General features: G+C 59.0%; 21 protein-coding genes. 11 read left to right on the top strand and 10 right to left on the bottom strand.

Annotated features, from left to right (window positions below):
* Positions 1 to 29: 29 nt before the first annotated feature.
* Together A7976_RS13600 and A7976_RS13605 are read left to right on the top strand one after the other, a co-directional pair.
* Positions 30 to 1,220 carry a glycosyltransferase family 1 protein gene (locus A7976_RS13600; protein WP_067113046.1) on the top strand — a complete coding sequence of 397 codons (1,191 nt, stop codon included), beginning with the start codon at positions 30 to 32 and terminating at the stop codon, positions 1,218 to 1,220.
* Complete coding sequence (locus A7976_RS13605) at positions 1,213 to 1,746, top strand: phosphatase PAP2 family protein (protein ID WP_067113049.1); 534 nt, start codon at positions 1,213 to 1,215, stop codon at positions 1,744 to 1,746. The genes A7976_RS13600 and A7976_RS13605 overlap by 8 nt, the downstream gene beginning before the upstream one ends.
* Here the strand turns inward: A7976_RS13605 and A7976_RS13610 are convergent.
* Complete coding sequence (locus tag A7976_RS13610; protein ID WP_067113051.1) at positions 1,674 to 2,588, bottom strand: zinc dependent phospholipase C family protein; 915 nt, start codon at positions 2,586 to 2,588, stop codon at positions 1,674 to 1,676. The two genes, A7976_RS13605 and A7976_RS13610, sit on opposite strands and share 73 nt — an antisense overlap.
* Positions 2,589 to 2,695: 107 nt before the next feature.
* Here A7976_RS13610 and A7976_RS13615 point away from each other — a divergent pair, with 107 nt between their 5' ends.
* The 6 genes from A7976_RS13615 to A7976_RS13635 all read left to right on the top strand — a co-directional run bounded on the left by A7976_RS13615 (position 2,696) and on the right by A7976_RS13635 (position 7,426).
* Positions 2,696 to 3,064, top strand: coding sequence for a diacylglycerol kinase (locus A7976_RS13615; protein ID WP_067113053.1), 369 nt, complete (start codon positions 2,696 to 2,698; stop codon positions 3,062 to 3,064).
* Between the two features lie 154 nt (positions 3,065 to 3,218).
* Positions 3,219 to 4,502 carry a SpoIIE family protein phosphatase gene (locus A7976_RS13620; RefSeq protein ID WP_067113056.1) on the top strand — a complete coding sequence of 428 codons (1,284 nt, stop codon included), beginning with the start codon at positions 3,219 to 3,221 and terminating at the stop codon, positions 4,500 to 4,502.
* Positions 4,503 to 4,514: 12 nt separating this feature from the next.
* On the top strand, positions 4,515 to 5,072 hold the full coding sequence (locus A7976_RS13625; RefSeq protein WP_067113058.1) for a SiaB family protein kinase: 558 nt from the start codon (positions 4,515 to 4,517) through the stop codon (positions 5,070 to 5,072).
* A gap of 9 nt (positions 5,073 to 5,081) precedes the next feature.
* Positions 5,082 to 5,477: a DUF1987 domain-containing protein gene (locus tag A7976_RS13630; RefSeq protein ID WP_067113060.1), complete on the top strand. Its 396-nt coding sequence runs from the start codon at positions 5,082 to 5,084 to the stop codon at positions 5,475 to 5,477.
* Between the two features lie 144 nt (positions 5,478 to 5,621).
* Positions 5,622 to 5,693 (top strand): pyrroloquinoline quinone precursor peptide PqqA, encoded by a 72-nt coding sequence (gene pqqA, locus A7976_RS14925; protein ID WP_013440845.1) that lies wholly within the window; start codon positions 5,622 to 5,624, stop codon positions 5,691 to 5,693.
* An 86-nt stretch (positions 5,694 to 5,779) separates the two neighbouring features.
* Positions 5,780 to 7,426, top strand: coding sequence for a methyl-accepting chemotaxis protein (locus A7976_RS13635; RefSeq protein ID WP_067113062.1), 1,647 nt, complete (start codon positions 5,780 to 5,782; stop codon positions 7,424 to 7,426).
* 49 nt (positions 7,427 to 7,475) lie between these two features.
* On the opposite strand, the gene A7976_RS13640 is transcribed toward A7976_RS13635, so the two are convergent.
* The 3 genes from A7976_RS13640 to A7976_RS13650 form a co-directional block, all read right to left on the bottom strand.
* A complete protein-coding gene (locus tag A7976_RS13640) occupies positions 7,476 to 8,549 on the bottom strand; it encodes an acetate/propionate family kinase (protein WP_067113295.1) in 1,074 nt (357 codons plus the stop codon).
* Positions 8,550 to 8,707: 158 nt separating this feature from the next.
* Positions 8,708 to 11,089, bottom strand: coding sequence for a phosphoketolase (locus A7976_RS13645; protein ID WP_067113064.1), 2,382 nt, complete (start codon positions 11,087 to 11,089; stop codon positions 8,708 to 8,710).
* A 135-nt stretch (positions 11,090 to 11,224) separates the two neighbouring features.
* On the bottom strand, positions 11,225 to 13,060 hold the full coding sequence (locus tag A7976_RS13650; RefSeq protein ID WP_082878162.1) for a GGDEF domain-containing protein: 1,836 nt from the start codon (positions 13,058 to 13,060) through the stop codon (positions 11,225 to 11,227).
* Between the two features lie 182 nt (positions 13,061 to 13,242).
* On the opposite strand from A7976_RS13650, the gene A7976_RS13655 reads away from it, so the two are divergent.
* Positions 13,243 to 14,448 carry a glycosyltransferase gene (locus A7976_RS13655; protein WP_067113066.1) on the top strand — a complete coding sequence of 402 codons (1,206 nt, stop codon included), beginning with the start codon at positions 13,243 to 13,245 and terminating at the stop codon, positions 14,446 to 14,448.
* Position 14,449: 1 nt separating this feature from the next.
* Here the strand turns inward: A7976_RS13655 and A7976_RS13660 are convergent, their stop codons facing one another.
* From A7976_RS13660 to A7976_RS13685, 6 genes are all read right to left on the bottom strand, one after another.
* On the bottom strand, positions 14,450 to 15,466 hold the full coding sequence (locus A7976_RS13660) for an inorganic phosphate transporter (protein WP_240483893.1): 1,017 nt from the start codon (positions 15,464 to 15,466) through the stop codon (positions 14,450 to 14,452).
* On the bottom strand, positions 15,463 to 16,089 hold the full coding sequence (locus A7976_RS13665) for a DUF47 domain-containing protein (protein WP_205633543.1): 627 nt from the start codon (positions 16,087 to 16,089) through the stop codon (positions 15,463 to 15,465). Before A7976_RS13665 ends, A7976_RS13660 begins: the two co-directional genes overlap by 4 nt.
* Before the next feature lie 170 nt (positions 16,090 to 16,259).
* Positions 16,260 to 17,039 (bottom strand): phosphate ABC transporter ATP-binding protein PstB, encoded by a 780-nt coding sequence (gene pstB, locus A7976_RS13670; protein WP_067113071.1) that lies wholly within the window; start codon positions 17,037 to 17,039, stop codon positions 16,260 to 16,262.
* A 103-nt stretch (positions 17,040 to 17,142) separates the two neighbouring features.
* On the bottom strand, positions 17,143 to 18,084 hold the full coding sequence (gene pstA, locus A7976_RS13675; RefSeq protein WP_067113074.1) for a phosphate ABC transporter permease PstA: 942 nt from the start codon (positions 18,082 to 18,084) through the stop codon (positions 17,143 to 17,145).
* A gap of 1 nt (position 18,085) precedes the next feature.
* Positions 18,086 to 19,033, bottom strand: coding sequence for a phosphate ABC transporter permease subunit PstC (gene pstC / locus A7976_RS13680; RefSeq protein WP_067113077.1), 948 nt, complete (start codon positions 19,031 to 19,033; stop codon positions 18,086 to 18,088).
* 83 nt (positions 19,034 to 19,116) lie between these two features.
* Positions 19,117 to 20,124: a PstS family phosphate ABC transporter substrate-binding protein gene (locus A7976_RS13685; protein WP_067113079.1), complete on the bottom strand. Its 1,008-nt coding sequence runs from the start codon at positions 20,122 to 20,124 to the stop codon at positions 19,117 to 19,119.
* A 213-nt stretch (positions 20,125 to 20,337) separates the two neighbouring features.
* On the opposite strand from A7976_RS13685, the gene A7976_RS13690 reads away from it, so the two are divergent.
* On the top strand, positions 20,338 to 21,576 hold the full coding sequence (locus A7976_RS13690) for an MgtC/SapB family protein (protein ID WP_240483894.1): 1,239 nt from the start codon (positions 20,338 to 20,340) through the stop codon (positions 21,574 to 21,576).
* Positions 21,577 to 21,601: 25 nt separating this feature from the next.
* Positions 21,602 to 23,704 carry a bifunctional diguanylate cyclase/phosphodiesterase gene (locus A7976_RS13695; RefSeq protein WP_082878163.1) on the top strand — a complete coding sequence of 701 codons (2,103 nt, stop codon included), beginning with the start codon at positions 21,602 to 21,604 and terminating at the stop codon, positions 23,702 to 23,704.
* Positions 23,705 to 23,730: the final 26 nt, after the last annotated feature.

Here is a 23,730-nt window from a genome sequence, read left to right on the forward strand (position 1 = left end):
GTTCACACTCCCATGGGATGCTCGCTCCCATGGGAATCACACTCGAAACTTCCATCGCCGCGCTCGCGCGCGGTAGTCTCAATCTCAGCCTGGTTACCGAAACCTGGCCGCCGGAGATTAATGGCGTTGCCATGACGCTCTCCCGGCTGGCGGAGGGGCTGGTCGCGCGCAACTGGCAAGTCGATATCATCCGGCCACGCCAGAGCGGTGAAGCCGCCGCGCCGAACGGGGCGGCCCTTAATCATCTGCTGGTGCCCGGCCTGCCCATCCCCGGATATGCCGGATTGCGTTTCGGCCTGCCGGTCACGGCGCGGCTAGAGCGCGCCTGGTCGGCGCGCCGGCCAGACGTGGTGCATATCGCCACGGAAGGGCCGTTGGGCTGGGCGGCGCTGAAAGTGGCGCGTCGCATGCAGATCCCCGTCACCACGACGTTTCATACCAATTTCCATCGCTATTGCCGGCACTACCGGCTGGGCTGGTTGCGCGGCGCCGTGACGCGGCATCTGCGCACGCTGCATAACCAGTCTGCCTATACCATGGTGCCCGACGCGATATTGCGACAGACATTGCAGCAGGAAGGCTATTGCAATGTGGTCGTGCTGGGGCGCGGCGTGGATGCCGGGCTGTTCGATCCGGCACGTCGCAATCCCGCATTGCGCGCAGCTTGGGGCGTTGAGGGTGAAGCTCCGGTAGCCATCCATGTCGGCCGGATGGCTCCGGAAAAGAATCTGGGCGTCGTGGCGCAGGCGTTCGAGCAATTGTTGCTCCGTCAGCCCAACGCCCGCATGGTCTGGGTGGGCGAAGGCCCACAGCTTGCCAGAATGCAGCGGCGGTATCCGCAGCACATTTTCGCCGGCTCCCGGCGAGGCATCGATCTGGCCGAGCATTACGCTTCTGCGGATATTTTTCTTTTCCCGAGCTTGACGGAAACCTATGGCAACGTCGTACCCGAAGCGATGGCGAGCGGCCTTGCAGTGGTGGCCTATGACTATGCGGCTGCGGCGATGCATATCGAACATCGCAAAAACGGACTGCTGGCGCCCTATGGCGATACCGAAGCCTTTATGCGGCGCGTTTCTGGCCTGGCGAGCGATGCGAGGCAGATTCGTCAACTGGGCGCCGAAGCACGAGAGGCTGTGATGGCCAATTCATGGGAGACGGTCGGGGGAATTTTTGAAAACTACCTGCATCTCGCGATGCAAGGAGGTCGAAATGAATAGGGTAAATCTATACCTGCATCGCATGCATGCATTCGATGCTTCGCTTTGCGTCAGCCTGAACCGCACCAGTCGCCACCGTTGGGTATGCCTGGCATTCCGGCTGATCAGCCGGTTGGGCGACGGGGTGTTCTGGTACACCGTGATGCTGGGCATCGTTCTGGCCGATCCGGTTGACGGATGGCTGCCGGCATTGCATATGGCGCTGGCCGGATTGAGCGGCACGCTGGTCTACAAATGGCTCAAGGGCAAGACCTTGCGTCCGCGGCCTTACGAAGTGCACCAGGCCATCCATGTGGCGGGCGCGCCGCTGGACCGATTCAGCTTTCCTTCCGGCCACACCCTGCATGCGGTGGTGTTCTGTAGCGTCGGACTGACGTACTTTCCGGCGCTGGCCTGGCTGCTGCTGCCGTTTACGGTGCTGGTGGCGCTTTCCCGGCTGGTGCTCGGGCTGCATTATCCCAGCGATGTGCTGGCGGGTGCGGTCATCGGCGCGTTGATCGCAAGCGCTTCTTTCCTGCTGATATAGGCAGCTCCGCCCGCCTGCGGCATGAACAGGGCCACGGGCGCCGGATGGCGCTCGTTCAGTTGTGCCAGGCTGAAATGGCGCAATTCGCGCAGCGTTTCGGGCGCGTGCCTGGGGTCGGCTTCCCAGGAGGGGAGAGACCCTTCAAGCACGACGTCGATCTTCTCCAGCATCGCTTGCGTTTGAGAGACGTAGTAAACGAAATGCTCGAACACGCGCCGGTCGAGGCGCCGGAAGGTGCTATACAGGATGTGAGGCAACCGCGCGGTGCGCAGCAGGCGATCGGCGTTTGCCAATCGGACGATCGCTTTCTCGGCGCGATGCGACGTGCAGCGGAAGCGGCGCGCGACGATGGGCGCCAACGTGGCGCAATGGTCGCGCAACAGGCGGTGCGGCGAGGTCGTCACCATGTCGGCGATATGCGCATCCACGGCCCATTCGCTGGTGACATGCGTGAGCAAGGTCTTATCGAACCACATGGCTTCATGCGCCGGGACGAAGTGGTTGTGGGCCACGACATCCACCAGCAGGTGGCTGGCATAGCCCAACGCCACGGCGGATTCCTCGTCGTTGCGCGCACCGCGCATGAGTGCCTGGATATGATCCCAGCGATGGGTGTCTCGGAATGCGGGGGAAATCAGCGCGAGGTCGGGCAGGCAGGCGCCGGCCATCACCAGTTCGGGAAATTTCTGCACCGCGCGGCGCAGGTTGGGGTCTGCCAGCGGCAGCGTCCACAATAGCCACTGCGCGAAATAAACGTGTGTCAGCAGGCCCCATGCGTGGGCGTCGGCGCTTTGCAGCAGAAGCGGCGGTAGCCATAGCAACAAATAGCGTCGTCCATTCATGAGCCGCAATGTGCCGTGCCGAAGTGAAAATACCGTGACAGGCGGGTGATTTTATCGTGACAGCGCGGGGCTGCTATACTCCGCGAGAATTGAAATCAGGGGTGATAATGGAAAGTCCGTTCAAGGGAAAAACCGGCCTGCGCCGGTTGATCAATGCATTCGGCTATTCGATGGCAGGCTTGAAGGCCGCCTATCAGAACGAGGACGCTTTCCGGCAGGAAGTCAGGCTGGCGATCGTCCTGCTGCCGCTGGCTTTCTATCTTGAGCATGAGGCCATCGGCCGCGCGCTGATGGTGGGCAGCGTACTGCTGGTGATCATGGTGGAACTGCTGAATTCCGCGGTCGAAGCGACAGTGGACCGCATTTCACTGGAGAATCATCTGCTGGCCAAGCGGGCCAAGGATATCGGCAGCGCGGCGGTATTTGTCAGCCTGGTCAATCTGGCTGCGGTCTGGGGGCTGGTGCTATGGGGGTGAACTGAGTGCATCGCATGCGCAGGCGCGAACACCAGCGCGACAGATTGCCGTTAACTTGTCTCCTGTAGCATCGCCGCTCCGTAACTTTTCCGTAACATTTCCCCATTAATCTTGACGACTCATTGTTTAAGGCCGCTAGCGCCTTGGAGTCTTCATGTTAAATGCTTCTGCAATTGCCGAATCCCGGGCCGGACTGGCCGAGATCGAATCGGAATACATTGCGCGTAGTCTTCTGCGGGCGGCCCCCATCGTTACCCCGCAGCAAACCAACGACGAAGTCCTGCAACTCCTGACCGAGCATCCCGAGGTGATCGGCCTGCCGGTGGTGGAAAACGGCAAGCCCATCGGTCTCATCAACCGCAACATCTTCATGGACGGGCTGGCCAAGCCGTTTCGCCGCGAGCTCTATGGCCGCAAGAGCTGCATCGCCTTCATGGACAAGCAGCCGCTGATCGTCGACGAGAACATGAGCATCCAGGAATTGAGTTTCAAGGTGGTCGGCGCGGGCGGCAAGACGCTGAACGACGGCTTTGTGATCACCGGCGATGCAAGACAATACCTGGGTGTCGGTACCGGCGAAGACCTGGTGCGCGTGGTAACGCATTTGCAGGCCGAGAAAAACCGGCTGGTGATGGAGAGCATCAACTACGCCAGCGTGATCCAGAAATCCTTCCTGCGCGCCTCGCGCGAGGACATGGCGGCCTCGCTGTCCGACTACTTCATGCACTGGGAGCCGCGCGACAAGGTCGGCGGCGATTACTACTTCTGCAAGAAATTCGATGACGGTTTTTTCATTGCACTCATCGACTGTACCGGCCACGGCGTGCCGGGCGCTTTCATGACGCTGATCATGGCGTCTTTCCTCGATCACCTCCTGCTGGAAGATAACCGCCACGACCCGGCCGGTGCGCTGGCGTTGATGAACCGCAAGGTAAAGACGGCGCTGGGCCAGATCGGCGAACAGAATATCGTGCCTATCGACGAGTCGCGTTTTGCCAAGATGACCGATAAGGAACAATCCGACGACGGCATGGATACCGCGTTCTGCTGGGTCAGCCTGGAGCAGGGCAGGATGATTTACGCCGGCGCCAAGACGCCGCTGTTCCTGCTGCAGCCCGGTGCAACTGAAGTGACGCTGATCGACGGCGACAAGAAAGGCGTCGGCTACGTCGAAACGCCGATGGATTATGTCTGGACCAATCGGGAGGTTGCCCTGTCCAAAGGGACGCGCGTTTACCTGACCACCGACGGCATCATCGACCAGATCGGCGGACCCAAGGACATCGCGTTCGGCAAACGCCGCTTTTCGGCGTTGTTGCTGGAGCACGGCGCCAAACCGATGGAGGAGCAGGAAGCCATCATCATGCGGGCGTTCTACGAGTATCAGGGTACGCAGCGCCGCCGCGATGACGTCAGCCTGCTCGGCTTTACCGTTTAATCAGGGATCACCATGCAACTCGATTTATTCAGCGTATTCCGCAACACCGCCGACTTCAACGGCGTGCTTTTCTATTACAACGGTAGCTTGTCGCAGAACGTCATTGCGACCATGGGCGACGCGCTGAAACAGCGGCTCGAAAGCCAGGATACCAGCGGCCCCAAGTCGCGCAGGCTGTTTTCCAGTTTCATCGAAATGGTGCAGAACGCGCTGCACTATTCGCCCGATGCGCCGGATTCCGCAGGCGAGAAGGTCGGCGCTATTGCGGTAGGAAAGCGCGACGACAAGTACTTCATCGTGTGCGGCAATCTGGTGGAACAGCAGCACGTGGAGCGCATCCGGCAAAAGATCGAGCCGCTGCGCAACATGACCATGGACGAAATCAAGAAGGCTTATCGCGAGCAACTCAAGAACGACCATCACAGCGAAGAGGACGGCGTCAGCAAAGGCGCGGGACTGGGTTTCCTGACGCTGGCACGCGATGCCTCAGAACCCATCGAGTATTCGCTGACCCCGGTTGACGGGCACGAAAGCGAACTCGCCTATTTCTATCTCAAAGCGACCGTATAAGGAGTCACCATGAAAGACATCTATCTCGCCCGCACCACGCATTCGCCCGAAGTTGATTTCCGTTTTTCCGAGCACACGCTCACGCTGACCGGCGAAGCCTATCCGGAAAACGCCAACGAATTTTTTCATCCACTGCTGATGGGGCTTGAAAGCTATCTCAATTCCGTGGACAGCCGCGACATCGAATTCAATTTCCGCCTGACGTATTTCAACAGCGCCGCGACCAAAATGATCTACAGCATGTTCGAGTTGCTGAACGAATCGGCCTGCACCAGCAACCGGGTGATCCTCAACTGGTATTACGACGAAGAGGACGACACCATCCTCGAATTCGGTGACGGCATACACGACGACTTCAACGCGCTGGATTACCGGCCGATGGCGGTGGATCTGGCAATGGCGTAAGCGCCTGGCGCTATTTTCCGCTCATTAAAATCATGAGGTGTTTTTAATGAGTAGCCTGAGTACTGCAGACGGCGCGCCGGGTATAGTGATTTTCAATACGGATCGTAATGGATCCATCCATAAAATCACTAGAGGAGATACATCATGTGGACCAAGCCCGAAGCTACTGAAATGCGTTTTGGTTTTGAAGTGACGATGTACGTTTGCAATCGCTAATTCAATAAAACGGAATCACTACTAACGGGAGCCTTGTTGCTCCCGTTAATGTTTTTGTGGCAGGGATGGGTAATAAAGGGGAAACCATGAACGGCGAGTCAAAACTAACAATAGGAAAACGCTTGGCATTGGGGTTTGGCGTAGTGCTGGCCATGATCGGAGTGCTGACCGTAGTCGGCATACAGAAAGTCAATTTCATCGACGATACGCTGGAGGAGGTCACGGAGGTCAACGCCGTGAAGCAGCGTTACGCGATCAACTTCCGCGGCAGTGTGCATGACCGGGCGATCGCCTTGCGCGATGCGGTGCTGGTGGATGCTGCCGAATTGCCGTCGGTGATCAGTGAAATCGACCGCCTGGCCGAGTTCTATGCCAAATCCGCCGGTCCCCTGGATGATGTCATTGCTTCGGGCGAGGGCGTGACGCCAGACGAAAAAACCGTGCTTGCGGAAATCAAGCGCATCGAAGCGCATACGCTGCCGGTCATACAGCGGGTGATCGTCGCCAAGCAGGCGAACAACGTTGCCGAGGCGCAGACTATCCTGCTGCAAGAAGCGCGTCCCGCTTTCGTTGCATGGCTGGCGCAGATCAACAAGCTGATCGATATCGAAGAAGCCAAGAACCAGAAGGCTACTCCGAGCGCACGCGCGGTTGCCAGCGGGTTCCAGCGATTGATGATCGTGCTGTGCGGACTCGCGATCCTGATCGGGGCCGGTGTGGCATTTATCATCACTCGCGGTCTTACGCGTTCCCTGGGAGGCGAGCCGAACGAGGCTGCCGAGGTGATCACGCGAATCGCCGGCGGCGATCTCAGCCGCAACATCCGGTCGGATTATCCCGATAGCATGCTGGGCGCGGTTTCGGAGATGCAGAATAAATTGAAATCCATCGTTTCCGGCATTGCATCCTCTTCCGGCGAGCTGACGCAGCGGGCCAAGGCCGTGGCGGCCGCCTCCGAAGATGCGCGCAAGGCGGCTCAACGTCAGGCGGACTCGTCCTCGGCGACAGTCGCCCGTATCGATGAGATGACGGTCAGCATCAACGAAGTTTCCCAGATCGCTCGCCAGACCGAGGATAACTCCGCGATGACGGCCGAGTTGTCGGAAAAGGGCAGCGAAGCGGTACGCATCGCCGCAACCGAAATCGACCGCATCGCGCAGACCGTCACGTCTTCTGCCGGACAGATCCGGCAGTTGCAACAGCGTTCTCAGGATATCGGCGGCATCGCCGGCGTGATTCGCGAGATCGCCGACCAGACCAATCTGCTGGCGCTCAATGCTGCCATCGAAGCGGCGCGTGCGGGCGAAACCGGGCGCGGCTTCGCGGTGGTGGCCGATGAGGTGCGCAAGCTGGCCGAACGTACCGGCAGTGCCACTGCGGAAATTGCCCGCATGATCGAAGTGATCCAGAACGAAACGCAAACCGCCGTGAGCGCGATGGAAACCGCCGTGCCGCAAGTTGAAAACGGGCTGGCGCTGGCGCGTGAAGCGACGGCCGTGCTGGATCAGATACACACGCAGGCGCTGGATTCGCTGGCCAAGGTGCGCGACGTATCGCAAGCGGCTGCCCAGCAGGTTTCGGCGATTTCGGATATTGCCGCCAACGTGAGCAATATTGCACGGATGTCGGAAGAGACCAGCGCATCGATGCTGAACAACACCTCGGCGACCGAGGAGCTTGAAGGTATCGCAGAAACCTTGCGCAGAAACGTCAGTCACTTCCGAGTTTCCTAGACGGCCCCGCACTCATTCGGCCGGCCTGATCGCGGCTGGATGAGGCGGGTTACTTTCCTTCAAGGCAGGCCGAAGTCAGTCGGGAAATCTCGGCTTCTTCATCGGCAGTTATTCTCAATATCGGTTTTGAATCCCCGGTGGAGAGCATTCCGGCATGGCTGTGGTTTGCCTCCGGTTCGAGGCGGAATCCGAGAAAATCCAGCGGATCACAAATCATGGCGCGGACTTCGGCGGCATGCTCTCCTATTCCCCCGGTAAATACCAGCGCATCCAGCCCGCCGGCCTTGGCCGCATAAGCGCCGATGGCGGCGCGCACTTGTTGCGCGAAGTATTCGACGGCGAAGCGGGCGCCAAGGCTGGCGCTCTGCAGCAGCGCCGACATTTCGCTTTCCTCCCCGCCCGATAACGCCCACAAACCCATGCGGTGATAAACCGTGTCGATCAGGGCGGTTTCGTCCATGCGGCGCGCCAGTTCCAGCATCACGCCGGGATCGAGATCGCCGCTGCGGGTACCCATGGGAATGCCGCCCGCCGGGGTATAGCCCATGCTGGTATCCGCCGATTGCAGATTTTTAAGCAGGCACAGGCTGGCGCCGTTGCCGAGGTGCGCGACGACGACACGGCCCGTGGCGCGTTCGCCGATCAGCGCGGGCAGCTGACGCGCGACATGCGAATAGTTGAGGCCATGAAAGCCGAATCGACGCAATCCGAATTCGGACGGGATGGGAAGCCGCCAGGCGAGTTCGGGCAGCGTGGCGTGAAACGCGGTGTCGAAGCAGGCGACCTGCGGGGCATCGAAATGCCTGGCGCACAAATCCACGCCCAGCAGATTGCCGGGCATATGCAGCGGGGCGAGATGCGTGATGTTGTCCAAACGCGTGCGTTCTTCTGCATCGATCAGGCGGGCGGCATCGGCGATTTCCCCGCCGTGCACGAAGCGATGGCCGATGGCGTCCGGACGATGCTCGCCGAGATCACTCAGCAAGGCGGCGAATGCCTCGCCGTGGTCGTGCGGAAAGCCGTGGCCGATGTGCTCGTAGCGGAAATTCAGGCGCGTGCCGTCTTCAAGGAAAAGGCTGGCCTTGAGGCTGGAAGAGCCGCTGTTGATGGTGAGGATGTTCAAATTAAAACCTTTTCTCACCACGGAGGACACAGAGAACACGGAGAACCTCCATCGAGATATGGGGATCGCTCAGCGAACATCCATAACGTGTATTTTCGTCACGCGCAAAGCCCACTCAAGCGCTTCTCCGTGCTCTCTGTGTCCTCCGTGGCTCACTATTATTGGTAAGGCCAGGTCCACTGGTCCGCTTCCGGCAAATCCACGCCATGCTCGTAGGCATAGGTCCGGCATTCCATCTGCTTGTCACGCAACCGCTCCTTGGCGTGCGCTCCGGTAGTCTTGATCCTGGACACGCGGTCGATGACGTCAATGGCGAGGCTGTAGCGGTCGATCTGATTGTTTATCGCTAGTTCCAGCGGCGTGTTGATGTTGCCTTTTTCCTTGTAGCCGCGTACGTGCAGGTTCTTGTGGTTGGTGCGGCGATAAGCCAGGCGGTGTATCAGGTAAGGGTAGCCGTGGAAGTTGAAGATGATGGGTTTATCCACGGTGAACAGGCTGTCGAAATCCTCGTCGGTGAGGCCATGTGGGTGCTGGCTGGTCGGCGTCAACTTGTAGAGGTCGACCACATTGACGAAGCGCAATCTGATGTCGGGGACATGCTCGCGCAGCAAAGCGACCGCAGCCAGTGCCTCTTGCGTGGCGACGTCTCCGGCGCTGGCGATGACGGCATCGGGCTCTTCGCCTTCGTCGTTGCTGGCCCAGCCCCAGATATCGATGCCCTTGGTGCAGTGGCGGATGGCTGCTTCCATGTCGAGGTATTGCAAATGCTTTTGCTTGTCCGCGACGATCACATTGATGTAATTGGTGCTTTCCAGGCAGTGATTGGCAATGCTGAGCAGGCAGTTGGCGTCGGGGGGCAGGTAAATGCGCGTGACCGAAGGGCTTTTGTTCGCCACAACATCGAGAAAGCCCGGGTCCTGGTGGCTGAACCCGTTGTGGTCCTGCCGCCAGACGGTGGAAGTGATCAGCAGGTTAAGCGACGACACTGGCTCGCGCCATTCGACGTCGCTGCAGATGGCCAGCCATTTGGCGTGCTGGTTGAACATCGAGTCGATGATGTGCACGAAGGCTTCGTAGGTCGAAAAAAAGCCGTGGCGGCCGGTCAGCAGGTAGCCCTCCAGCCAGCCTTCCAGCGTATGCTCGGACAACATTTCCATCACACGGCCGTCGGGCGCGAGTTCGCCGCCGTCCTGGTCTTCAGGCAGCAGATCGGCCATCCAGGTTTTCTTGCTGGCCTGGTACACGTCATCCAGCTTGTTGGAAGTATTTTCGTCGGGGCCGAACATGCGGAAGCGATCCATGTTCGCCGCCATCGTGTCGCGCAGGAACTGACCGAGGGGATGGGTATTGCCTTCCATTTCGGTGCCCGGTCCCGGCAGTTGAACCGCGTATTGGCGGAAATCCGGCAGATGCAGCGGCTTGCGCAGAAGGCCGCCGTTGGCGTGCGGGTTGGCGCTCATGCGCCGGTGGCCTTTTGGCGCAAGCGCCTTGAGCTCCGGGCGCAGTGTGCCGTCTTCGTCGAACAATTCCTGCGGGCGGTAGCCGGCAAGCCAGTCATGCAATTGCGCCAGATGCTGCGGGTTGCTCGTCACGCCGGCCAGAGGCACCTGATGCGCGCGCCAATAGCCTTCCACCTTGTGCCCATCCACTTCCTTCGGCCCGGTCCAGCCCTTGGGCGAGCGCAGTACGATCATCGGCCAGCGCGGGCGTGTCGGTTTTCCGCTGGCACGCGCCTCCTGCTGAATGCGGCGGATATCCGTCACGCAGCGTTCCATCGTTTCCGCCATCAGACGATGCATGGTCAGCGGATCGTCGCCTTCGACGAAGTGCGGCGCCCAGCCGTAACCCTTGAACAGGTTTTCCAGCTCATCGTGCGAGATGCGCGAGAGCAGGGTGGGGTTGTTGATCTTGTAGCCGTTGAGGTGCAGCACCGGCAGCACCGCGCCGTCGCGGATCGGGTTGAGGAATTTGGTGGCGTGCCAGGAAGTCGCCAGCGGCCCGGTTTCGGCTTCGCCGTCGCCGACCACGACCGTCACCAGAAGGTCAGGGTTGTCGTAAGCCGCGCCGAACGCATGCGACACGCTATAGCCCAGTTCGCCCCCTTCGTGTATCGAGCCCGGTAATTCGGGCGTGCAATGGCTGCCGATGCCGCCGGGGAAGGAAAAGTCCTTGAAGAACAGTTTGAGGCCGGCTTCGTTTTCGCTTTTTTCAGGATAGGTTTCGCTGTAAGTGCCTTCCAGATATACCGGGGCCAGCACGCCGGGTGCCCCGTGACCCGGCCCGGCGAGAAAGATCGCGTTGAGGTCGTACTTGTTGATCAGCCGGTTCATGTGGGTATACACGAAGCTCAAGCCGGGGCTCGCACCCCAATGGCCGAGCAGGCGTTCCTTGATGTGCTCGGGCTTGAGCGGCTCTTTCAGCAAGGGGTTGTCGCGCAGGTAGATCATCCCCGCCGCGAGATAATTGCACGCACGCCAATAGGCATGGATGGCGAGGGTTTCTTCTTCCGTGAGTAATGGGGTTGTGGCTTGATTATCCATGAGCGCTCCAGGGGAATGACCGTAATGGTAGCATCGATAAGAAATCGATTTCATGGAGATATGGCAGGCCGGCAACCGATAGGTTCATGGCTGAGGCCGCGTTGGATATCGCTCGCTAGCCCTATGCGTGCAAGTTCAATCGTAACGGCAGGGCGGCAAGTCGCGGCGATCCAGGAACAAGGCATTGCCCGGTGTTTTCTTGGCTTCCTTTTTTGCCAGCGAGGCGGCCGCGGCTACTTCGTGATGCGAGGCGAAATGATCGGGGTTGATCAGGACCGCGCCCACGGACAGGCTGAGCAGCGCGTGGAATGTCCGCCGGCCTTGCCGGTCTTCCGCTTCGATGCCGCCTCGGGCGATGTCCTCGGCCGGATAGTGTCCGGAGACGGAGGCTGCGAATTTCTCCAGCAGCGCATGGCATCGCGATTCCCAATCCTCGCTGCAAAACAGTGCGATGAAATCGTCGCCGCCGATATGGCCGATGAAGTCGAGCTCCGGATGGATCATTTCCCGTAACAACTTGCTGGTGTCCTTGATGACTTCGTCACCCTTGCGGAAGCCGTAGACATCGTTATAAGGCTTGAAGTTGTCCAGGTCGAAATAGCATACGCAGAATCCGCTGCCGTTTTGCAGCAGGCGGTCGATCTGTTCGTTGATCGGAACGTTGCCCGGCAACTGCGTCAGCGGATTGGCGTGGCGTGCCGCGGCAATCTGCATCTGCGTGATCTCGCGCAGCAGGTCGTGCCCGCTGCCCATGCCGAGGTAGGTGTCGCGGTCGGTCACAATGAAACCGGAGGTCAGGTGATACGGTTCCATTTCGAGAATGATGCTGCTCAGCTCATGCAGCGATACCGTGTTTTCGACGATGAGCGGCGTCTCGTCCATCATCATCGTGCAAGGGCGACGGCCGAACAGCTCCTTGCTGAAGCGACGGGCGAAACGATCGCTCATGGTGTAGCGGCTGATCAATCCGACCGGCACGCCTTCGTCGACAACCGGGATCGAGTACAGGCCCGCATCGTTTTCGAACATGGCAAAGACTTCTTCGTTGGTCGAGCTCGATGAGGCCGGTGCGACCCATTTCAGCAGGTTCGCGACCGTGGTGCTGCGCTTGACGTATTGGCAGGGCGAAGAGCGCACCATTTCACGCACGCCTTTCAATGTCTCCATAACGCCGGACGGCATCACGACTTCCGGCCGCGATTGCGGATGCGCAAAATAGTAGCCCTGGCCTAAATCCACACCAAGATCGCGCACCATCAGCAGTTCCGCGTGTGTTTCTATGCCCTCCGCAATCACGCGGCAACCGGCATTGCGCGCAATTTCCTGGATCGAGCGCACGAACTGCAGCTTGACCGGATCGAGGTTGATGTTCTGGATGAAATGCTTGTCGATCTTGACGTAATCCGGCCGCAACTCGGACCACAGGCGCAGGCTGGAAAACCCTTCGCCTAGATCGTCCATCGCGATTTCGAATCCCATTTCACGGTAATGCCGGGTCGCCTCGCGCAGCGTGGCATATTCGAGCGTGGGGGCATTTTCCGTCAGTTCGATCACCACCTGGTTAGGCTGCAAGCCGGATTCGGCGATGCAACTCAGGGTCTGGCCGCTGCGCCAGCCTTCCATCAACAGCGTTTCAGGGCTGACGTTCAGGAACAGTTTTCCGGAAACGCCCAGTTTTGCGAAGGATTCCAGGACGATGCAGCGGCTCAGGTATTCGATTTCCAGGGCGAGGCCGCATTCCCGGGCGGCCTGGAACAGCATCAATGGAGAATGCAGCGGGCTATCCGACGGGCCGCGAATCAGCCCTTCGTAGCCCACAATTCCGGCACCTCCCATATGAATGATGGGCTGGAAGATCGCGCATAACTGTCGGCCGCGAAGTATGGCTTCGAGGCGCTCCAATGTGGTTTTTTCAGCCGGAACGGCTTCGACACAGGTAAAGCGCGGATAGGCTTCAGCCAGTAATGACATGGATTTACTCGTTCTGGGTATTCGAAACGCCACATTAGCGAGTATTTGTGACACTAATTTGACAGCGAGAAACCGGGCGGTAAGGGGCTCGGCAGATTGCCGGCGCATCTGAATGTGACATTTCATCGAAGTGTCACACTGCCGCTCTAGGATATGTGCATACCTTTTTTGAAAGGCGGCGCATGAATATCCTTTTCCTCTCCGATGTTTATTTTCCCCGTATCAACGGCGTTTCCACCTCCATCAACACCTTGCGTCAGCAACTTGCGGCGCAAGGGCATCGCGTGCATTTGCTGGCTCCCGATTACTATAGCCCGAGCGAGGACGAGAGCTGGATCACCCGCGTGCCCTCGCATTACCTGCTGTTCGATCCGGAAGACCGGCTGATGCGCTACGGCAAGGCGCTATCGCTGACCGCGGAATTGCGGCAGGAGGATTTCCACGTCGTGCACGTACATACGCCTTTCGTCGCGCATTACCTCGGCTTGCGCCTGGCGCGCAGGTTGCGGATCCCATGTGTGGAGACTTATCACACGTTTTTTGAAGACTACATGCATCACTATTTGCCTGTCCTGCCGAAACCTATGCTGCGTGCATTGGCGCGGCGCCTTTCGCGCAGCCAGTGCAATGCGGTAGATGCCGTGGTCGCGCCGTCGCAGCCCATGCTGGATGCCCTGCGCGGCTACGGGGTGGAATCGCATGCGGAGGTGATCCCCACGGGCTTGCAGGAGTACAGCTTTACCCCGGGCGATGGGCCGGGTTTCCGCCAGCGTTACGGCATTGCGCCGGATCGGCCGGTGATGCTGTATGTCGGACGGGTCGCGCACGAAAAGAATATCGGTTTCCTGCTGCGCATGACGGTCGAGGTGAAACGAAGCCGGCCGGATATCCTGTTCGTCATCGCCGGCGAAGGGCCTGCTCTGGAGCGCCTGCGCCGGGAGGCGGAAATGCTGGGCTTGCAGGATAACACCCTGTTTATCGGCTATCTCGACCGTAAAACCGAGCTGAACGACTGCTACCGGATGGCGGATGTATTTGTTTTTTCCTCGCTGACCGAAACGCAAGGGCTGGTGCTGCTGGAAGCCATGGCGCAGGGCGTACCGGTTGTGGCGATTGCTGAAATGGGGACGAAATCCATCCTGCGCGAAGGCGACGGAGCCCTGATTGCACCGCAGGATGAGCGCGGCTTTGCCGAGCGCGTGCTGGGAGTGCTTGCCAGTTCCGGCTACCGCAACACCCTGGGCGAACGGGCGCACGGCTATGCATTGCACTGGTCTGCAGGCAGCATGGCGGATCGCATGTCGCATTTCTACAGGAAGGCGATTACCGCCTATGGCGCGTCATACAAGACGCAGCGCTCCGGTGTGAGCCTGACGGCCAGGGACTGATTTACAGAAACTTCGTCCCAAGCCACCAGAAGCAGGCTGCAATCAGTCCGCTGGCCGGAATGGTCAGCACCCAGGCCACCACCAGGTTCATGGCCACGCCCCAGCGCACATCGCGCGTCCGGCGTGCCGAACCGACGCCCACAATGGCGCCGGAGATCGTGTGCGTAGTGGAAACCGGGATGCCGCCCAGGGTGGCAAGGCCCAAGCTCAACGCTCCACCCATCGAAGCGCACGAGCCGCTGACCGAATTCAGCTTGGTGATCTTGGTGCCCATGGTTTTGACGATGCGCCAACCGCCCATATAGGTGCCGAGAGCAATCGCGAAGTAGCAGGAATAGACCACCCAGTCCGGCAGGGTGGCGACATCGGTGGTCGCGACACCGGCGCTGATCATCAGCAGCCAGATGATGCCGATGGTTTTCTGTGCATCGTTGCCGCCATGCGCCAGGCTATAGGCGCCGGAGGCGAATAGCTGCATGCGGTCGAACCAGTGCTTGACCTGACCGGGCGTCCGGTTGCGGAACAGCCAGGCGACGAGCACCATCAGTAATCCGCCGAACAGATAGCCCACCAACGGCGAAATCAAGATGAATAGCAGAATCTTGCCGAAACCGCTCCAGATGATGGGGGCGATCCCGCCTGCCTTGGTGATCGTGGCGCCGACCAATCCGCCGATCAGCGCATGGGACGAGGACGAAGGAATGCCATACATCCAGGTAATAACATTCCACGATAGCGCGCCGCACAAGGCGCCGAAAATCACGTAGTAATCGACAAAAGCCGGATCGACGGTGCCTTTGCCTATGGTGGCGGCGACGTGCAGATGAAATACCCACAAAGCGGCGAAATTGAAGAATGCCGCAAACAGCACCGCCTGCTTGGGAGTCAGCGCGCCGGTGGCGACAATGGTGGAAATCGAGTTCGCGCCGTCATGGAAGCCGTTCATGAAGTCGAACGCCAGCGCCACCAGGATCAGCAGCCCCAGGATCCAGACGTTGATAGTCAACGCCTCCATCATGAATTCTCGATCAGGATTTCTTCGATGGTCTTGGCTGTTTCCTCGCAGCGATCCAGCACGGTTTCAAGCAGGAAATAGAATTCATGCAGCTTCATTGCCATCCACGGATCGGTCCCCTCCTGGAACAGCCGGGTGATCGCTTTTTTCAGCACCTTGTCTCCCTTGGATTCGATCTCGTCGATCTCCTGGCAGAATGCCGCAGTCTCCTTGCGGCGTTCCTTGTCCGCGAGGCTGATCATCGCGCGATTGAGCCGCAGGCTGGCGTCAGCACCCAGGGCGGCCAGTTCGCGTGCTTCCGGCGTCGATTCCTGAATGTGGTACATGCCGACCGCATTTGCGACATTGCGCAGCGCGCTCAGTATCTTGTCCAGTTCCAGCGTCAGGTTATGGATTTCGTCGCGATCCAGGGGCGTGATAAAGGATTTGTGCAGCAGCGCAATAAGCTCGGCCTTGATTTTGTCGCCGCTTTTTTCGTTGAAATCGACCTCCTTGGCGAGGAGCTCGATATCCTCGGGGCTTTCTGCTCCCAGATTGTTGACTAGGCGGAGAGTGGCGTTCGCGCTGGCAACGACCCGGTCCGAATGTGCAATGAGCAGGTCGAAAAACTCTTTACGTTTTGGCATCAGGCCGCTAAACATGACGAAATATCCCTTTTTGTGCGCTGTCTCAAATGTCACGAAATTGTAACAAAGGATGGACCCACCCAATGCACTGAATATGAATGCCAGGGACAAATTGCAGATACAAAAAAGCCCGCGCGAGGCGGGCGTTGTCGCTTGGGTGATCGGTGGGATCAGCCGAACTTGCCGGTGATGTAGTCTTCCGTCTCGCGGCGCGAGGGCTTGGTAAACATGGTGTCGGTGTTCCCGAATTCGATCAGTTCGCCCAGGTACATATAGGCGGTGTAGTCAGAAACGCGCGCCGCCTGCTGCATGTTGTGCGTGACGACGAGAATGGTGACCTTGTTCTTCAGCTCGGACATCAGTTCCTCGATGCTGGCGGTGGCAATCGGGTCCAGCGCGGACGTCGGCTCGTCGAACAGCATGATTTCGGGGTCGGTCGCCAGCGCGCGAGCGATGCACAAGCGCTGTTGCTGGCCGCCGGAGAGATTGAACGCCACTTCGTGGAGTCTATCCTTTACTTCGTTCCAGATTGCCGCGCCGCGCAGCGCTTCTTCCACCTTGTTGTCCATGTCGCGCTTGTTGGTCTCGCCGCGCACGCGCAGGCCGTAGGCAACGTTCTCATAGATCGATTTGGGGAAGGGATTCGGCTTCTGGAACACCATGCTGATGCGCATGCGCACTTCAATCGGGTCCACCGCCTTTTGCAGGATATTGGTGTTATCCGGATGCATCACGATCTCGCCCTCGTACTGATTGCCGGGATAGAGGTCGTGCATGCGATTGAAACAACGCAGGAAAGTCGATTTGCCGCAGCCGGAAGGTCCGATTAGCGCGGTGATCTTTTTTTCATGGACAGGCAGGTTGATGCCCTTGAGCGCCTTGTGGCCGCCGTTGTAATAGAAGCTCAGGTTGCGGGCTTCGGCCTTGATGGGCGTTTCGGTGGGTTGCATGAAATTCGTCCTTAACTCAGGAAATCCAGAATATAGAGTGTGTCTGTGCGGCAATCGGGCGAAGACGCGACGGCGAGCCGCAGACAGTACATGCCGCGCAGACTTACCATTTGATGTTCTTGCGGATGCGGTAGCGCAGCCAGATCGCCGTGCCGTTCATCAGCAGCGTCACTATGATGATGATCGCGCCGGTTGCCGCAGCGTTGGTATGGAACGCATGATCCGGGCGCGACAGCCAGTTGAACATCTGAATCGGCAGCACGGTAAAGCCCGATTGCAGCCATTCGAAATTGAGGAATGGCGGTTCGGCCATAACCGGTGCCGGCGGCAGGAAGGCGATGAACGTCAGGGCGCCGATGGTAATCACGGGCGCTGTTTCACCCAGTGCGCGAGCCATGCCGATGATGATGCCGGTCAGGATGCCGCCGAACGAGTAGTGCAGGATGTGATCGGAAACGACCTGCCATTTGGTTGCACCGACGGCGTAAGCGCCTTCGCGGATACTGACCGGAATCGCGCGGATGGATTCGCGCGTGGTGACAATGACTACCGGCAGGATCAGCAACGCCAGCGTCAGGCCCGCGGTCAGGATGCTTTGTCCCAGATCGAGAATGTAGACGAACAGACCCAGCGCCAGCAGGCCGTAGATGATCGAAGGGACCCCGGCCAGATTGCTGACGTTGATTTCGATCAGGTCGGTAAACCAGTTCTTCGGAGCATATTCTTCCAGATAGACGCCCGCCGCTACGCCCAGCGGCACGGCCGTAACAAAGGTGACCGTCATGACTAGCAAGGAACCTACCCAGGCAGTCAACAGCCCGGCGCTGCCTGCCCGGCGCGATGGGAAGTTGCTGAGAAACTCCTGATTGAAACGCGGGTAGCCGTCCATGACCAGGTCGACAAACAGCGTCAGCAGCGTCAACAGCCCCACCATCAAGGCGATCAGGCCAATGATGGAGAAAATATAGTCGTTCAGCTTGTGCCGACGAATCATCGCCCGCACTTCGTCCAGGTTTTTCAGCACGGCTGGCTGTTGGGTCGTCATTTTAGTAAGCCTCGCGGTATTTCTTGCGAGCCAGGTGGCCCAGCAGATTGAAGAATAAGGTCATGAAGGCGAGCACCAGGCCGGCGGCGAAAATGCTCTGATAGCCGATGCTGCCGTGCGGCAGATCGCCCATGGCCACCTGCACGATATAGGCGGTAATGGTGGCGGCGCCCTCCATCGGGTTGATGGTCATCGTCGGCTGCTGGCCGGCGGCGATCGCAACCACCATGGTTTCGCCCACGGCGCGGGAGATACCGAGGATGTAGGCGGCGATAATCCCCGAGGTGGCGGCTGGCGCAACCACGCGCACCGCAGTCTGGAAGCGCGTTGCGCCCATGGCGTAGGAGCCTTCGCGCATGCTCATCGGCACGGCGCGCATTGCGTCTTCCGCCATCGAACTGATGTAAGGAATGATCATGATGCCCATGACGATGCCTGGGCCCAGCATATTGAAGCCGGGGAGTTCGGGGAAAATCTTTTGCAGCATGGGCGTGACGAACAGCAGCGCAAAGTAGCCGAACACCACCGTAGGCACGCCTACCAGCAACTCAAGGATGGGCTTGCAGATTTCCCGCACGCGGTGCGAAGCGAATTCGGAAAGATAAATGGCGGCGATGGTGCCGAGCGGTACCGCCACCATCAATGCGATGCCCGACGTGACCAGAGTGCCCATTACCAGCGGCAGGATACCGTAGTGGGCATCTTCGAACAGCGGTGTCCATTGCGTGTCGGTGAGGAAGTCCACAATGGAGACATGCGCGAAAAAGCCGGCGGATTCGTAAAGCAGGATGGCGACAATGCCAACTGTGGTGGCGACAGCCGACAGGGCGGCCATCATGAGAATGAACTCAATCACCCGCTCTTTGAAGTGGCGCCGGAAATTCTTGGCGAGACGGTCGCTGATGCGAAGTTCCAGTGGATTATTCAGCACTTCGGTTGCCATGCTCATAGTTGTTTTAACCCGTGCATTGTAACGGAACGGAGGGGGTTAGACCAACCGCCGGAACGCTTGTCCCGGCGGTTGGAAAAGGCTTACTTGATGCGCTTCAGCAGCTCTTCGATCTTGACGCCGACTTCAGGTACGCCGCCGAAACCGGTACCCGGCTTCAGGGCCTTCCAGTGAGCATTGACCGCAGCGTATTCGTTGGCCGGAAGCGGAATGTACTTCACTTCCTTGACCAGCTCCGGCGCGTTCTTCAGGTAGAAATTGACGAACTCCTTCACTTCCGGCTTGAAGGCGGCAGCGGTCGCATTGACGTAGATGAAGATCGGACGGGACAGCGGCTGGTAGGTGCCGTTCATCACGGTTTGAGGCGAAGGCATAACGGCAGGCTTGCCGGCTTTCTCAACGATGGCGGCAGCCTTCAGCTTGTCCTGGTTTTCTTCATAGTAGGCATAGCCGAAATAACCGATGGCGTTCACGTCCTGCGAAACGCCCTGCACCAGCACGTTGTCGTCTTCGGAGGCGGTAAAGTCGCCACGGCTGGATTTCGCCTTGCCGACAATGGCTTCGGTGAAATAGTCGAAGGTGCCGGAGTCGGCGCCTGCGCCGAACAGCTTCAACGGCTTGTCGGGCCATGCGGCATTGACCTGCTTCCAGGTCTTCACCTTGCCTTGTGCGGCCGGTTCCCACATTTTCTTGAGTTCAGCCACGGTGATGTTCTTGGCCCAGTCGTTCTTCGGGTTGAGCACCACGGTCAGGGCGTCATACGCCACCGGCAGTTCGATGTACTGGATGCCGGCTTCCTTGCAGGCGTCCATTTCCTTTTGCAGGATCGGACGGGAAGCGCCGGAGATATCGGTTTCGCCGCGGCAGAACTTCTTGAAGCCGCCGCCGGTGCCGGAGATGCCGACGGTAACCTTGACGGCGCCCTTCTTGGAAATCTGGAATTCTTCGGCCACCGCTTCGGTGATCGGATAGACCGTGCTGGAACCGTCGATCTTCACGATCTTTTCGGCTGCCAGGACGGTTGCGGGAGCGGCATACAGGCCGGCAACAGCGGCTGCGACGCCCAAGGTTTTAGCGAACTTGAATTGCATGGCAATCTCCGTGATTGATAGTGTTGGAACTGAAACTTGCGCCACTGTAATGGGTATGTGTTACAGATTTGTGACAAGTTGTCATTTTAATTGAGCGTTTCCGATCCAACATCCGGCGCTTTCCCGGCGCAGCGCAAAGAAGTAGTATTGCAGGCATCCTGTATATGCGTAGCGCTTATGGATATTGGTGACTTTTTTAGTCAAGGCAATGACTTGCAACATGTCCCGGCATTCCTGATCAGTCTGGCAATCGGCCTGCTGATCGGGCTAGAACGCGAGCGCAGCCCCGTGGCAAAGGCGGGCCTGCGAACGTTTACGTTGACGGCACTGCTGGGAACGCTGTCCGCCATGCTGGCGGAAAAAGCCGGATCGCCGTGGATTCTCGTCGCCGGCTTTATTGTTGTTGCCTATTTGATCGTAAGCGCCTATCTGGAAGACCGCAAGCTCGAGGACCCCGGCACCACGACCGAGACGGCGCTTGTTTTCTGCTTCGGCCTGGGGGCGATGGTCTGGTATGGCGAGACGACCCTGGCGGTCATGCTGGCTATCGTCACCACCATACTCCTGCATTACAAGCCCGAGCTGCAGAACCTCAGCAAAAGCCTGTCGCGCACCGATGTGCAGTCGGTGCTGCAATTCGCGGTGCTTTCCTTCATCGTGTTGCCGATATTGCCCGACCGCGATTTCGGTCCGTACAACGCGCTCAATCTCAATCAGATATGGGTGATGGTAGTGCTGATTTCCGGTGTCAGCCTCGCCGGGTATGCGGCGCTGCGTATTGCCGGCCAGCGTTATGGCGCTCCTTTGCTGGGAGTGTTCGGTGGCTTGGCCTCCAGTACCGCCACGACGCTGGTCTATGCGCGTCACGGCAAGGGCGGCGAGAAGTTCACCCGGCTGGCGGCTGTCGTCATCCTGATCGCCAGCCTGGTGGTGCTGGTCAGGCTGGCAGTGCTGGGCAGCGTGGTTTCGCCGCGCATCGTGGTTTATCTCCTGCCGGTGCTGGCGGGCGGTCTGGTGATGGGCGGAGCGGTGACCTATCTTATCTGGCGAAAAATCAATCGCGAAGGTGAATTGCCGATGCCGGAAATTACCAATCCCACCGAGATCAAGGTTGCGTTGGGGTTCGGGTTGTTTTATGCCGCCGTTCTGGTGACCGCTGCATGGCTGTCCGATTATGCGGGTACTGGCGGGCTTTATGCCCTGGCGCTGGTGTCCGGGTTGACCGATGTCGATGCCATCACATTATCCAGCCTGAGATTGTTCGAGCAAGGCAAGCTGGACCCAATGCAGACGGTATCCGCCATCATTATTGCCTACATTGCCAATATGGGTTTCAAGCTCGGCCTGGTGGCGGTCGTGGGCAGCATGGCTCTGGCGCGTCTTTGCCTGCCGGCAGTGATTGCCGTGGTGGCCGGGCTGGGTGGCGCATGGGCATTGCATTTCTTGCTATGAATATCCAGCATTCGGGAGTGTAGTTATGACAGGGGGTAACATGGAAGTGATCGACCTCGCGCGCCAGCGTAACAACCCGGTTTATCAGCTGGTGGCATTGCTTGAAGAGCTGGGCGAAGCGGTGGCGGTCACGGATCGTTTGGCCCATCTGGTGCATATCAACCTGTCGGCGCAGCGCATGCTTGGCATTGTCGGAGAAGAAATTGCGGGCGCGAGCCTGGCCGAGTGGGTCGAGGAACTGGCCGCCGCCCCCAATGTCGAGTTGGCGTTATCCGAATACGCGATGATCCCGCGCGGGCCGAACGGCGAACGCACCGTCACCTTACGCCAGCGCAACGGCGGGACGAATCGCGCGGATTTCCTTGTATGCAGAACGGAGCTGGGCGATGCGGCAATCTGCGTCTGCCTGTTCCGCGACCTGTCCGAGATCAATCGTGCCCAGGAGCAGATGCTGGATGCACAGAGGCTGGTGCGGTCCATTCTTCACAACACTTCGGAAGGCTATGTGCTGATCGATGCTTCCGGCATGATCACGGATATTAACCCCGCCTTCGAGGCCATGTGCGGCCGTAACGCGATGGATTTGCTGGACAGCCGTTTTGACCGGCTGTTTGACGGTCGCGACAAGAAAACGATAGAAGGCCTGGTAACCAAACTGGAAAAAGGCCGTACCGCCAGCGCTGAAATCGGCTTTCAGGGGGCCAACGGCGAATCCAGGCTGGGGCTGTTCAAGGGCGCGCCACTCTTCGACGCGCGCGATGAGCGCGTGGGGATTTTCGGCCTGATTACCGACGTCACCGAAGCCAAGGAGAGAGAGCGAAAAATCGAACAGTTGGCCTATTTCGACCCGCTGACCGAACTCGCCAACCGGTCTTTGCTCCGCGACAAGCTGGAGCAGGCAACCCTGTTCTCGCAGCGTTCGCAGCGTAAATTCGCGCTGCTGTTTCTCGATCTTGACCGCTTCAAACATGTCAACGATACCTATAACCATCCCCTGGGCGACCAGGTGTTGCAGGAAGTGGCGCAACGCATCCGGCAAGTGGTGCGCCGCAGCGACGTGGTCTCGCGTTTCGGCGGCGACGAATTCGTCATCGGCCTGGTCGAGCCCAAGCGTATCGAGGATGTGGCGCTGGTTGCGGAAAAGCTGCTCGAAATCGTCGCCCGGCCGGTTGCTCTCGACGACAAGACGGTGCACATCACCACCAGCATCGGTATCAGCGTCTTTCCGGACGATGCGAGTTCCGTCGATGAACTGATACGCAACGCCGACCTGGCGATGTATCAGGCCAAGGAAGAGGGGCGCGCCCGTTACAGCTATTTCACCGAAACCCTGAACGACCGCGTGCGCCGGCGGCGCGAGATGGAAAGACAAATGCGGCAGGCGCTGGAAAACGAGGAGTTCGTGCTGCATTACCAGCCCAAGGTGGATGGCAACAATGGCCGCATCATCGGCGCTGAGGCGCTGATTCGCTGGCAAAGTCCGGCCATGGGCTTCGTTTCGCCTGCCGACTTTATCCCTCTGGCGGAAGAAACCGGCATGATCGTCCCCATCGGCGAATGGGTGTTGAAGCAGGCCAGCAAGCAAATCCGCGAATGGAAACGGCAGGGGCTGCAACTCGTGCCGGTAGCGGTCAATGTGTCCGGCATGCAGCTGCATCATCCCGAATTCAAGCCGCAACTACAAAAAATGCTTGCCAAATCGGACATGGTCACGGAATGGCTGGAACTGGAAATCACTGAAAGCACCCTGATGAAGGATGTGGAGCTGACCATCGCCCTGCTGCATGAATTGCGCGGTATGGGATTCATGCTGTCGGTGGACGACTTCGGCACCGGTTATTCGTCGTTCAGCTATCTCACGCGCTTCCCGATCAATATCCTGAAAATAGACCAGTCTTTCGTCTGCGACCTGCCGGATAAAAAGAGTGCCATTACCATCGTCAGCGCGATCGCCAATATGGCGAAAAGCCTGGGGCTGAAAACCGTGGCCGAGGGTGTGGAAACGCGCGAGCAGGCGGAGTTCCTGACGCGTCTCGGCTGCGATCAGCTGCAGGGTTATTTCTACAGCCGCCCCGTTCCTGCCGACGATTTCGCGCGCTTGCTTGAAAAAGGCGCCATCGTTCCTTGATATCCCCGGAGTGGCAGGGCTTTGCG

The organism is Methylobacillus sp. MM3 (genome assembly GCF_001645185.1).
Taxonomy (GTDB): Bacteria; Pseudomonadota; Gammaproteobacteria; order Burkholderiales; family Methylophilaceae; genus MM2.